This is a genomic window from Bifidobacterium catenulatum DSM 16992 = JCM 1194 = LMG 11043, assembly GCF_001025195.1.
GTDB classification, from domain to species: Bacteria; Actinomycetota; Actinomycetes; order Actinomycetales; family Bifidobacteriaceae; genus Bifidobacterium; species Bifidobacterium catenulatum.
Genome location: NZ_AP012325.1, coordinates 2016785 through 2030210 on the forward strand (window position 1 = coordinate 2016785; position 13426 = coordinate 2030210).

Sequence of the window (13426 nt, forward strand, 5' to 3'; positions counted from 1 at the left end):
TGGAAATCTTTTCTGTTTGGCAGGTACGGTTTGTCTATGTGATCGTCATGCGGCATGGGCACCTCGCTTTCGTATACGGCTGGAGCCCGAGCGGACTGTGCCGGATTGAACGCGTTGATTACGCACGTACCAGACCACGCCAGCTCCCATAAGCAGCAAGCCGAACATCAGGAACCACATCGTGCCCGCGCCTCCCGTATCCGGAAGCAACGCCGCATTGGTAACAATGGCCACGCGTTCCTTGGTGTTGTAGGAGACCGATACTTGGTATCCGGCCTCCGCGGGCTTGATGGTCTTGGTGGTATCGCCGTCCTTATAGGTCACGGCGGTTTCTTCCACGGTGTACGTGTAGTAACGCACGATGTCCTTGCCGTTGGCATCCTGTCCATCCACGAATGCGACCGGCAGTCCTTGAATCACCTTGCGCCAGGTGTTGCTCCAGGAAGAGGCATCGGAGGAGTCCAACGTCACCGTCCATGGATTCTTCTGCGTCACGGTTGTGCAATCCGCGCCGAAGCATTGAATCGTCTGCGGCGTCACCGTATTGCCACTGCCATCGGTATAGTGCTCGGCGATCTTCAGCTCGACCGACTGCGGCCGTTCGAGGTTGCCGTCCTTCCATACCTTCTGGACAGTCAGGTCAATGGTTCGGCAACCGTCCTTGCCGCATGGGTCCTGGCCGTCGTCCGGTTCGGGGGTGAGTCCGCCGTTGTTGTCGGATACAGGCACGTCAAGCATGAGCACGGCCTTGGCCGGGGACTGGTAGGCATCGAGCTTCGTCTTAGTGCTGCCGTCCGTGGAGTCGACCACGGCGTCCTTAATGCCGACCCAAGTGGTGCCGGCGTCGCCGGATGCGGAGCTGTGCACAGCGCTGCTGTCGTATGTGTTGACCACGTCGAACAGCTTCACTTCCCAACGATCGAGTCCGGTGTTCAGCGCATCGTCTGCCGTGTTCTTCTGCGAGAAGATCTTGTTGCCGTCCTGTGCGGAGGTGCGGGCCTCACCGGCGTTCGCGACCGCCTTGCGGTAGATGCGATAGGTGTTGTATGCCTTGCCGCCGTTGCCGTCATCGACCGGTCCGAGGATGTCGCTCATGGTGTTGAAGTCCCATACGGACTTGAGTTTGGTGTTCGAGAACGGGTCGACCAGTCCGCTGGTGCCGCGGATCGTGTCGGCGTAGACCATGTGGTCGTCCGCCAGCACGCCCTCGTCGTTCAGTCCGGCGAAACCGCCCGCGTAGCCGGTGGTGAGATCCTTCACGCCGTCGGTGTCCTGAGTCGCCCCACCACCGAACACGTCATAGCCGCTGGCGATGCCCGTCACGGTGGACTGTTCCACGCGGGTGCGGTTGCCCTTGATGAGTTGGACGGTCAGGTTGCTGCCCGACCCATCCATATCAATGCCGTCTTTGCTGCAAGGCAGTTTGATGACGCTGTCGCCGATGGTGACAATCGCCACGTCGGTCTGCTGCTGGTTTTCATCATCAGCCTTGGACAGGGCGACGCTCACCTTCAGTCCGAACAGGTTCACGTACAGCACGTTGCCTTCCGAAAGCACCTTGAGATCGAATACCTTGCCGAAGATGGCCGGGAACCACTTGCCTAAATCGATGACGCCGACCTGTTCCGCCTTGTCGAGGTACAGGAGCTTGACCAGCGCGTTCACCACTTGCAGCAGCAGTTCCACAAGTACAGAGTTGACCTTCGCGTCAACCAAATAGGCACGGCTGGTTTCACCGACGAATCCGCCGGCAATCTCACCGCTAGTGACCTTCTTGAGATTGTCAGACGTGCAGCCCTTCACCCTGGCCAAATCCACGTATCCAACAAAACCGCCTGCGACCTCACGTCCGGTAGCCTTGTCGGTGGCTTTGCCGTAATTGTCGCCATGGTGTGTGGCGGTGACGGTATAACCGTCCGGGATGCCGGTGACGCGCGAATCACCGACATGCGAGCCCCAGATGTCAAGTACGCCGGCCGTGGCACCAAGCAGGTTGAGCGCACTCGTGCCGAGTTGTGCGTTGTCGGCGGCGACCGTGCCGGATTTGCCGAGGTGCCCGATGAAGCCGCCCACGTAGTTCACGCCGGTCACACTATTGAGGTTGGTGACCGCAGACTGCTTGACGGAGCCATTGATCAGTCCACCGCCGAAGCCACCGGCCGCACCGGTGTAACGCTTCGAGTCGAGCATGCCCTTCGTGGTGGAATCATGGGCGACGACTTGGATGCCGTCGTTCACGCCGTTGACCTGACCGTCGTAGATGAAGGTGCGGAACGCTTCGAGCACGCCCACGTTGCCGACCTTGAGCAGTTTGAGCAGCAGGTTGGTATCCTGCTTATCGCCGGCCTCGCCGCCGCCGACGGAAGCGACGCTGGACACATCAGCAAGACCAAAGAAGCCACCGGCGTATTGCCCGCCTTCAACAGCGCGCAGCCCGTTAACAGTAAGAGAAGCCGGGTCATTGTTCGGATCCGCTTCACTGCCGGTGCCTTTGGCGGAATCCTTGTCACCGAGGATCGCGGCCTGCAACGAACCAGCGAAACCGCCGGCGTTCAGGGCATACTTGGTTGTGGTGTTACCCTTATCGTCCTTGGTCTCATATGCGCCGTCGACCGTGTATCCCCATGCCGGGTCATCCGAGCTCACATGCGCACCGCGAATCGTCGTAACCGTGGCCTGCAATACGCTGACCAGACTTGCCGGGGTCGAGACCAGCGAGTCGAGGATTCCTTGCAGGAATCCCTCGGATGCGTTGGTGTCCACATCCGCGGCCGCGCCGGCAGTGGCCACGCCGATGAATCCGCCGACATTGTTGCGCCCTTCCACCTTGCGCAGGTTAGAAACGTTGGCACCGGCAGCGGTGACACCCTCGACAAGCTTCTGGCCGTTCTGGTCGAGATCGCCCCAGATCTGGCCACCGACCGCGAGACCGGCATAGCCTCCGGCATTACCGGTACCGTGCGTGATGTCTTCACCGGTGGCCACGACCTTCATACCCTTGCGGTAGCCGGCCACGCTCGAAGATTTGGCGACGGGCACAAATACCTGTGCCACGTCGAGCATCTGTCCCAAATCAAGTTTGATGCCTTTGTCGCCGAATAGTTGGATAGAGCCGAACGAGGATGCCGAGCCGGATTCCATCGTGCCCGCATAACCGCCTGCCGCACGCATGGCAGAGACGTTCTTGACATCCATCGACTGGCCATCGGTGATCGTGCCGGTGCGCATCAGGCCGACGTGTCCGCCGGCTACGCCGGAATCATGCAGGTTCGCGCCGGTCCGATACTCCGCACGTCCTGCGACGACGTTGAATCCGAAGATGTAGGATTCGAGGAACTTGTCCAGGGAATCCTGGTCGGTAACAGAGCCCGCACCATCAGCCGTGGTCACATCGGTGAATTCCTTGCCATACGCACCGTACTTGCCGATGTTGTCGACCCACGTCTTCCACTGGTCGTAGCTCATATTGCGCAGCGGACCGGTGACCTTCGTGTGCTCCTCGGTCGGGTAGACCACGGACAGCACGCCGGCGAGGTTGCCGGCCTTGATGAGACCGCCGAGCAAGGAGAGCGAACCGCCTTCAGCGGTATCGGCCGCTTCCATGAAGCCGGTGTAGCCGCCGGCGATTTCGGCACCGTATACGCTGCGGATGCGCGCGGCATAGGCTACGCGTTGCGGCCCGTTGTATTTGCCGTCGGTGTTCTCCTGCTTCCATGCTGCGGTGTTGTTGCCCCAGATATGGCCGCCGCGGTTACGTCCCGCATAGCCGCCGGCCATGCCGCGGCGTGTGGTCGTATCCGATGCCGCCTGTGCGCGCACCGCGCCGCCGCACACTGTGGCATCGGTCGAGCTGTTGCGAATCGTCGGCACGAAGTCCTGCACGAGCGAGAGCAGGTTGTCGAGGTTGACGAGCTTCTTGAGCACGCTGCCGTCGCCGAGTACGTTTGCCACGGCTCCCGGCTGCATGGTGCCCACGTAGCCGCCGGCCGAAACCTGGCCGATGATATATACGAACTCATGCGAGCTCGAGTCCTGAATATGGCCGCCTTCGATGTCTCCAGCGAAGCCGCCGGCCATACCCAGTGGATCGGGCTTGTTGTTGGCGTTCCTACGGTCTGCCGTGCCGGCCAGCACGGAGTATCCGCCGATGCCGCCGGTCACATCGGAATGTTCAATCGTCGAGACGACGACATCCAGCACACTGAGTACATCGTTGAGATTGACGTTCTGGCCGAGCAGGCTCAAGCCGCCGCCCACGGCCGCCGCCGAGCCGATGTCCATTTTGCCGATGTAGCCGCCGGCATACCGAGCGGCGGTGACTGCATACGAGCTGTCTTTGCTCAGATAGGTGTCGTCGATGGATCCGGTGGTTTCCAGATTCTTCGGTGCCTTGACGTCGGTGTGGCGCAGTTGGGTCACGCTGGAATGGGATACCTGCACGCCGGAACCGTAGCCGATGTAGCCGCCGGCGGAACCGGATTGCGTATCGGATTGGTCAAGTCGGGTGGCGGAGACGGTGAAGCCGGGATCGTCCGGGTCGGAAATCTTGTTGCCGCTGGTGGTCTCCACGGTGGTGGCATCGGAATGCACGCCCGCGTAGGAGATGAACGGCACATAGCCCTGCACCACCTGCAGCAGGTTGGCGAGATCCACCGTACCGAATTTGCCGAGCAGGCTCAGGCCGCCGTTGCCAGCCGAAGCGAGTGCGCCGGAAACGACCTTGCCGCCGAAACCGCCTGCGTATGCGCCGCCGGTCACATGGTCGAGGTTGACAACGGCCACGGGGTTGGCTTGAACGCGGGACTGCACGTCTGCCAGCGTTGAGTCGTTCTCGAGATCGGTTTCGGAGAACTGATTGACTTTGCCGCTTTGGAAGTTTCCCGCATAGCCTCCCGCGATATCACCTTCGACGTAACCGCCGTTGACGTACGTCACGGTGGTATACGTATAGCTTGGAATCAGATACGGCATGGCACCGAGCAGGTCGTTCACGGACAGCAGTCCGCCCTTGATGAGGTTGTCCAACACGCTGGAATCATCGGCGTTGCTAAGTGCGTCAGCGAGGCCACCGGTGGTGGAGAAGCCCACGAAGCCACCCGCGATGCCATCGGATGTGCTGGTATCGGCCGTGACCGACTTGAGGTTCGTCACATGGCTTTCGCGGGTCTTGGTGCTGTTGGCCTGGCCGTAGAAGCCGCCCGCAGCGTAATCGGTGGTCTCGTTGTTCTCGTTCTTGCCGGTCGCCTTGACCGTGAATCCGTTGGCGATGCCGTTCACATTCGATGCAGTGACTGCAACCGAAGAATATTGGGCAACCGATAGCAGACCGGATAGCTTGATAAGCCCAAGCACATTAAGGCCGCCGGCGCCAACGGCGTCGCCCGGTCCGGAGAAGCCGATGAAACCGCCGGCTTCTCCCTTGGCCGTAACCGTGGCCAGATTAGTGAGGTTGGTGTTGGTCACGTCACCACCGGTGGCGCATCCGATGGCACCGCCCGCATAGTATGAGCCAGCCGTCACTGTCAAGCCGGATGCCGGGGCAGCAACAGTCACGTTCTCCACGGTGAACGGGGCAAACTGGTCGAACTTCTTGAGCGTGGCGATATCGCCAATTTTCACCACACTGTTGAGCAACCCAGCCACTGTGGTCGGTTGCAGATTGCCGGCGATGCCGCCCGCGTAGGAGCCCGTGGCCGTGACCGATTCAAGGCCTTCTATGGTGGTGGAACGCTGCTGTGGGAAGTCACGATGATTGTTGTACTTCCAGAATGTGAGTTTTTGAAGGCGGTTCTGCGAGGAATCACCGATCACCGTACCCGAACCTTCGCCCACAAGGCCGCCCGCGTAATCACCGCCGGCAGCAACTGTGAGGGAACCCTTCATCTGTGTACCGAGAATCGCAGAAGGATTCACACCGACGATGGATAGCAGTTCTCCCGCACCACTACCGCTGCCGCTCAGCAGCTTGGCCACAGCCTTGGTGAGTTGTTTCAGCAGCGATGCGTTCGTGGCATCATCCGTGCCGAGTTCTAGGCCCCATCCCACGGAGGCAAATCCGGTGAATCCTCCGGCGTGGGATTTGTCAGTAGACACGGCAGCCGTGGCTGAAATCGTATTATTGACCGCGTAGGCATTGGCCATCGCGCCGCTAAATCCACCGGCATAGTCCGTGGCAGATACAGTGACCTTGCCATCGCCGTCGACGGTCAGGTTGCTGTTCTCGATGAGGCTCTGCGGACGCAGTGCAGACAGCAAATCAATACCAAGCGAGTTGAGCAGACCACCTACATTACCATTGCGGCTTATTCCGGCGAAGCCACCGGCGTATTGCGTTGCCCGCACGGTGAAACCGTTCGTGCTCGTCACCGAGGAGTTCTCGATGATTGCGCCAATCTGTGCACCGACGAAGCCGCCGGCTTGCGGATTATTCTTGTTGCCGATCACCACGTTCTTTTTGAACCCGTTCACCGAACTGTTCGAGATGACCGGGTTGTAGTAGCCGACCGGAATCAAGGCATTCAGTCCGAGCGTGCCGGACAGCAACCAGTTCACCAAATCGCCCAGCCCGAGGAATGGGATGACACCCAAGATCTTCGAGAGTACATTGGTGAGCGTTCCCACGATGCCGGAGACCGCATCGTATCGGGTTGCGCCCTCAACATATCCCACGAAACCACCGGTCATACGGCTTACGCTGGATACCGAAACATCCGCCACTTCACAATCCGTGACCTTGGCATCGCCGTAAATACGGCCGGCGAACGCACCCGTGGCGAGATTGGAAGGATTGTCTTTGTGCAGGGTGAGCAGACCTTGAAGATTGAGGTCAAGATTTACTTGTCCGAATGTCAGCAGTTTCAACGCCTTAAGCAGAAGATCCAAAAGTCCACCCACTGCCGAAGTGAGTGTGCCGAGCAGTGTCGGCGGAATATATGACTTGCTTGCCTGATTCGTCACAGACACGTCCTGCAGCTTGAGGTTCGACACCACGGCCGTACCGGCGCTGCCCAGACTGGTGTTGTTCATCACGGTCTTGTTCGTGATCGAGGCGAAGAAGCCGATGCCCTGCTGCTTGCGGACGTCCAGCTGCTTGCCCTGTTGATTGACGACCACATGGCTGATGACCGGCCGAGCTGCTGTGGTATGCTCCACGCTTGCGCCATCCGCGCCGACAGCCTTCCACAGGCTAGCCACAGCGTCTGCGCTGTTGGAGACCGCGCCGAGCATGGTGCCGGAGAACATGAGCGGAGTCCACTCAGTACTGGCGGTATCCGCCGCGTTCTTGGACAAATCGATGTCACGGAAGATCAGATAATTCGCATCGGCCGAATATGTCAGACCAGTGTTGGCGGCAGAGTAGTCCGCTTGCGTACCATCAGCACCCACGCCGTAATACCTGATGCGGATCTTATCAGCGTCCACTTTCGTACGACATATCGCCAGCGAATTGTCATAGTCGGAGGCATCAGCATTGCGCAAGGTATCCGAATCGGCAAGATCGGCGTCACCGGCGTATTCAGTGGACGACGCGCCATCTACCCAGTGGTAGCCAGAGAGTCCTTGCCCGGTGCAGGTCTGCGTGACCTTGTTGATACGGCCAATAACCTTCTTGCCGGAACCAATCGCACGCAGCTGCTGCTCGTTGCCAATCAGAATGTAGGTCTTGCCGTTGATTTCCTTGGTGACCTGGCCTTCAAAGTCACGGCCGCCAAGCGCCGTCGCGGCGACCTGCACATTGGCCTTCGCCGGCGATTGATCCGCCTCAGTCGAAGAATCGTTCTTGGCATTTTGAGAAGGTGCCTTAGACGTATCAGTCGGAGCCTGCGTTTGGGCTCCGTCATTAGCGGGATTGCCGACAGTAGCCCCTGCTGCGGCATCCGCCTTGTTGCCTGCCTCACCATTTGAGGATTCGGAAGAACCACCAGTAGTAGAAGATGAAGAAGATGAATCTTGCTGCGCGCCCTGATTCGTTTCAGAAGGTGCTGGCGCACCGTTTGATGTATTGCCCTCTTCTGACGTCTTATCGTCAACATTGACATTGCGAGCAGAAGGAGCAGCTACGACAGTATTACCCCCCCCTCAGAAATTACGGCATTAGGAGAGCTACTCACATCGTCTATATTCTGAGCATATGCTGCAGGCACCATGCACACGATGGACAAGGAAACAGCAATAACCGAAGCAAGGCAACGCTTCAAGGCATGGCTCTGCCGTCCAGATTCCTGTTCTGTTCCTCCGTTAAACCCGCAACGGACGAACTTCAATTTCGAGCTCACTGTTTCCCCTCATAGATTCGCAATCCCCTTTTCGGGAGGTTACTGCATATAATCGTACCATCTTTCTAGGAAGAAGTTGACAAAAGAACAAAAAACGTTCATTTGCGGGGCCGGTTAGCGTATGTCTTTCTAGGCAAAAAAGAAAAGCCCCGCAACTATGCAAGGCTTTTCCAACGAGGTCATAAGATAGGAAGAGAACGACCCCCGTTTAATGGTTGACGAAGCTTTAGGACCTCGCCAAATCACTCATCATTCCACACTTTCGAGTTTACGCCAATCTTGTTTTCGATTTTACGCCGGCAACACTGCTGACGATTACATTTCGATATTGAGAAATCACAAGAAACTGCAGGAAAGCAGCAAAAGGGCATAAGAAAGCCCGCCCGGGAAAAGGGGGAAGACCGGGCGGGTTGAGGAAGGGAAGAAAAGGAAGTCAGCTATGAAGGGTTACTTGGTGGCCTTCTTGGAGCCCTTGCTCTTCGGCATAACCCAGAACTTGAGCAGCGGATAACTCACGATCACGGCGAGCAGGGTGTTGACCACGGAAGCGATGGTGCCGGCGATGCCAGCGCCCATGCCCCAACCCTGACACAGACCGGTCACATAGCCTGGCAGCACGAGGTTCACAACCACGATGATCACGGCGAGAATCACATACTTCCAAGCGGCGTCCTTGAAGCTGGAGTCAGACTTGAACACCCACTTCATCTGCACGAAGAAATTCACCACCTGAGCGAGCACCTCGGCAAGCAGGAAGGTGAGAAAGCCGCCCAGACCGTTTCCCTGGGTGTCGTAGTTGAAAATCAGGAAGTGGAACGGCTGAGTCAGGCCCATGCCGCTGATGAAGATGGCAGTGCCGATCCACGTCACCACAAAACGGGTGATGGTGGAGATGTTCGACAGCAGGTTGAACAGGATGAATTCCCAGATATTCGGGTGATCCTTGATCCACTGGCGGATCGGACCGACCTTCCTGGTCGGCTGCGTTGCATTGTTATCAGTCATTGTTCAGCTCCCTTGCAGTGCGCCTGTTTGCGGATTGGTTGCGGAAGAAGCCGGCGATAACGCCGCCCAATCCGCGGAAGGTGTGGCCGTTGGCGATTTTGACGATGGCGTCGACCATCGCGGAATCGACCATGCCTTGGGTCATCTTGCTCATAGCTCGCGGAGGCATGTTCAAGATGAACAGGGTATTAAGGTCCGGAGCACCGGTCTTCTGACGGATCTTGGCTTCCTGCTTGGTGAGCATCTTGGCGACGGTACGCGCCACGAAGCCCTTTGAATCCACCCAAGACATAATCGGATCGTTCACATCGAACGTCACCGGCTTGCCCGGAGCCACAACCTCATGACCAAACAGAGTGGCCATTTCAGCATCGGTCACTTCCTTGACGTGACCGATGAGGTAATGTCCGAGCGCAACATCTGCGGCAACGGGCTCGATATCACCGGCAACAGTGAGTGGAATCGAAAGCGGCAGATGCTCGGCGTTGTCGCCCACCATCAGCGTCCACTCGCCGGATTCCGTCTTCCATTCGTTGCAAGCAACGTCGAAGTGACGGAAGGTGTAACGGTCGAAATCAATGTGCACGCTCTTGCTTTCATGTGCGGCAAGCGAAACCTTGGCGAAGCCCTTGAGTTCGCGATCGGGGCGCAGTACGCCACCCTGCGGACCGCGCACATACAGCTGCACAACGGCCGAACCGGCAACGTCGGAATCGTTGCCGACCATCACATCAACGCCCTTTTCACCGGCAGTTGCGGCGCTGTAGGTGAACTTGGAATAGCTCAGGCCATAGCCGAACGGGAAGCGCACCGGCACACCGGCGGTTTCGTAATAGCGGTAGCCAACGAATGGACCTTCGCGGTAGATCGCATCGCGGCCGATTGCCGGATACCAACCAGAGCTCGGGCAATCTTCGTAACGCACCGGCCAGGTTTCAGCCAAGTGGCCGGACGGATTGACTTCGCCGGTCAGTGCACGTACGGTTGCGGAAGCACCGGCCTGACCGGACAGGCCCACGTAAAGTACTGCGGCAACATCATCGATCCACGGCAGTTCCACCGGAGAACCGGCAACAAGCACGATCACGATCGGCTTGCCAATACCCTTCAGCGCCTCAACCAGATCGTTCTGCACCTGCGGAATCGCCATGCTGGAACGGTCAAGACCTTCGGATTCGCTACGCTCATCAAGACCGACGACCGCAAGCACCACATCCACATCATCCTTACCGGCCAGTGCGACGGCGTCTTCCACAAGCACGCGATCAGCCTTGCCTTGACGGTCGTAGCCTTGCTCGTAACCGGCAAGCACCAGGCCTTCAGCGTTCTTGACTTCCTCAAGAATGTTCTCTTCCCTGGTGGCGTTCACCTTGGAGGAGCCGGATCCCTGGTAACGTGCGGTTGCCGCCATATCGCCAACCACGGCCACGCGAGTACCAGCCTTGAACGGCAAAGTTGCGTCATCGTTCTTCAACAGCACACTGGAGCCTTCAGCCACCTTGCGCGCCACCTCATGATGAGCCGCTGCGACTTCGTCCTTGAGCAGGTCGTTGCGTCCGACGCCGACCAGCTTGGTCGCTGCGGCGATCTTTGCGACTTCTGCGGCACGAGCGTTGATGTCGGCTTCAGACAAAGTCCCAGCCTTGACCGCACCTTCCAGCTCACGTACGGAAGTAAAGCCCGGAGACGGCATTTCCAGAGAACCGCCGGCCTTGACTGCTGCGACCGCGGAGTTGGATCCGCCCCAATCGGAGACGACCATGCCGTCAAAGCCCCATTCGTCGCGCAGAATCTCCTGCAGCAAATGCTTGTTTTCGTGCGCGTAGACGCCGTTGATCTCGTTGTAGGAGGTCATGATGGTCAGCGGCTTGGCTTCGCGCACTGCGATTTCGAAACCGGTCAAATACAGTTCGCGCATGGTGCGTTCGTCGACCACGGAGTTGCTCGCCTGACGGCGCAGCTCCTGGCTGTTGACTGCGAAATGCTTCGGGCATGCGGAGATGCCGTTGCTCTGAATGCCGCGAATCAGGCCCGCTGCCATACGCCCGGCGACAATCGGATCTTCGGAGTAGTACTCGAAGTTACGTCCGCACAGCGGGTTGCGCTTGATGTTCAAGCCCGGGCCGAGCAGCACGTTCACGTCAAGATCGTGCGCTTCGTTGCCAAGGGCCTCGCCCATTTCTTCGGCGAGCGCCGGATCCCAAGAATTAGCCACGGTTCCTGCGGTCGGGAAGCAGGTGGCCGGCTTGGATGCGCCAATGCCGAGATGGTCACCTTCGCCGAGCTGGCGGCGCACACCGTGAGGGCCGTCACTCATCACGAAGCTGGGGATGTCTGCGCGGTCGTTGCCCCGCGAATCCCATTCGGATCCACCGGAAAGCATTGCGGCCTTTTCAACGACCGAAAGTTCTTCGAGTTCCATTGGTTCTCCCTTGCACTAAGCACGTCGCAAACCCGCTTCGCCAAGTCTGTATTGCTTGGCTCCACTGTGGTTTTTCTTGCGATTTTCCCGCTGCCGCACCGCGCCGCATCGTGCCGTACCGCATGCAGGTTTTCGCCGCTAGTTTGATTGAACCAGCTTTCGCCACACCACCACCGCGGTATTACACAACCTGTCGTTTTGCCCGCACAATCGGATATTTCTAAACTGATTTCGGAATCAAAGGAACTCACATGGCAGATACGTTTTTACCGCTCCCCCGCGCTTTCGTATGCGTTCCATACACACCATACGGCGTAGGAAATGAACGGACAGATGGTGGCGGAAATAATCACGTCGGTCGGATAGTGTAAGCCGAGCAGCAATCGCGAACAGGCGACCGCCACGACAAGCGCGACAGCACCGATGATCGTCCTGCGGAGAAACACCCGTCTTCTGTTTGCACGCCCGTCATCTTCTCCGTCGGGGAAGCATTTGCGCGCGAAATTACGCACGGTAAGAATCATCATGACCGATACGATCACCGCGGCTGCCGTGTGACCACTCGGAAAACTTGGATCGCCCGGCAACAGACCATTGCCGACAGACGTGATCGGACGGGGGCGTTCGACCAGCCATTTGACGCCGGTCACGTACAGTATCGGCGCCGCCGACACGACGACATCGCGGATGACGACGCGCCTGCTGCCGGTAATACGCAAATCGACAGCGGCGAGCGCGGCGACGATTGCGATGCAGCCTACCGTTGAAAACAAGTACGCAAGTATCGTGGAGCAGTCGCGCAACCCTTCTGGCAGCGCCGCTAAAGCCTGCAAAATATTGGTTTCACGCATTGTTGCGATTGCAGAATCGCGCAGCGCGACGCCAATCATAGGCACAATGCCGCACAATATGGCGGTTGCGATTACCACAGCCGCCGTCCTCGCGATACTTCCGTTCTTCATATGCATAATTCCAGTTAAGCACAGTTCACTGTGCCGTCGCCATGTGTTCACATCCGGGATATCCCCGAAAATCGGCGGATTATCCTTCAGGATGCTTCCACGGCTTCCCTGACACGCGCGCTGCAAACGGCCGTGCAACGCAAATATGGCATACCCGCACAGAAAATACCGTGAACGATGCGAGAATCGGAGTTGACGTTCAAGAAAAAAGAAGGAAATATGACCGAACCGATAGCAATGACCATACGCCATATGAAAATCGAGGATTATCCGCTGGTATACGAACTGTGGATACGATGCACAGGTTTCACTATGAGAGATATAGACGATTGCAAGGATGCGATAAAGACATTTCTCGAACGCAATCCCAACACCTGTTTCGTAGCCGAGGACGATGGCGGAAAGATCATTGGCGCGATTCTTGCCGGCCACGACGGAAGACGGTCGCGCATCTACCACACGGCAGTCGACCCCGACGCGCGCGGTAGAGGCATTGGCTCGATTTTGGTGGGCCGCGTGGTTGAAACGCTTCGTGCGATCGGCCTGCCGAAAGTCGCTGTCGGAGTGCCCGCAGACAACGATGCCGGCAACGATTTCTGGGAACGTCAAGGCTTTGCAGTCCGTGATGATTTGGTTTATCGAGAACTGCCGTTGTAATAACGAACCATCCACGATGCCGCGGCCCAACGCGTTCATTGCGTGGCGCAACAGCCACGCGTCAAGAGGGCCGCCGCGATGGAAGTCCGAGAGGCCATCGATGG

At 58.3% G+C, this 13426-nt stretch carries 5 protein-coding genes; 1 reads left to right on the plus strand and 4 read right to left on the minus strand.

All coding sequences use genetic code 11. The annotated features are described in order from the left end of the window. Positions 1-45: 45 nt before the first annotated feature. The 4 genes from BBCT_RS08390 to BBCT_RS09710 all read right to left on the minus strand — a co-directional run bounded on the left by BBCT_RS08390 (position 46) and on the right by BBCT_RS09710 (position 12671). Positions 46-7734, minus strand: a complete 7689-nt coding sequence (locus BBCT_RS08390) for an LPXTG cell wall anchor domain-containing protein (RefSeq protein ID WP_003835805.1) — start codon at positions 7732-7734, stop codon at positions 46-48. Between the two features lie 989 nt (positions 7735-8723). After that, on the minus strand, positions 8724-9281 hold the full coding sequence (locus BBCT_RS08395; RefSeq protein WP_003835802.1) for a GtrA family protein: 558 nt from the start codon (positions 9279-9281) through the stop codon (positions 8724-8726). Further along, a complete protein-coding gene (gene gluB / locus BBCT_RS08400) occupies positions 9274-11703 on the minus strand; it encodes a beta-glucosidase GluB (RefSeq protein ID WP_003835800.1) in 2430 nt (809 codons plus the stop codon). The genes BBCT_RS08395 and gluB overlap by 8 nt, the downstream gene beginning before the upstream one ends. 266 nt (positions 11704-11969) lie before the next feature. Then, positions 11970-12671 carry a phosphatase PAP2 family protein gene (locus tag BBCT_RS09710; protein WP_003835798.1) on the minus strand — a complete coding sequence of 234 codons (702 nt, stop codon included), beginning with the start codon at positions 12669-12671 and terminating at the stop codon, positions 11970-11972. Positions 12672-12884: 213 nt separating this feature from the next. On the opposite strand from BBCT_RS09710, the gene BBCT_RS08410 reads away from it, so the two are divergent. Next, positions 12885-13322 (plus strand): GNAT family N-acetyltransferase, encoded by a 438-nt coding sequence (locus BBCT_RS08410; RefSeq protein ID WP_081450286.1) that lies wholly within the window; start codon positions 12885-12887, stop codon positions 13320-13322. Positions 13323-13426: the final 104 nt, after the last annotated feature.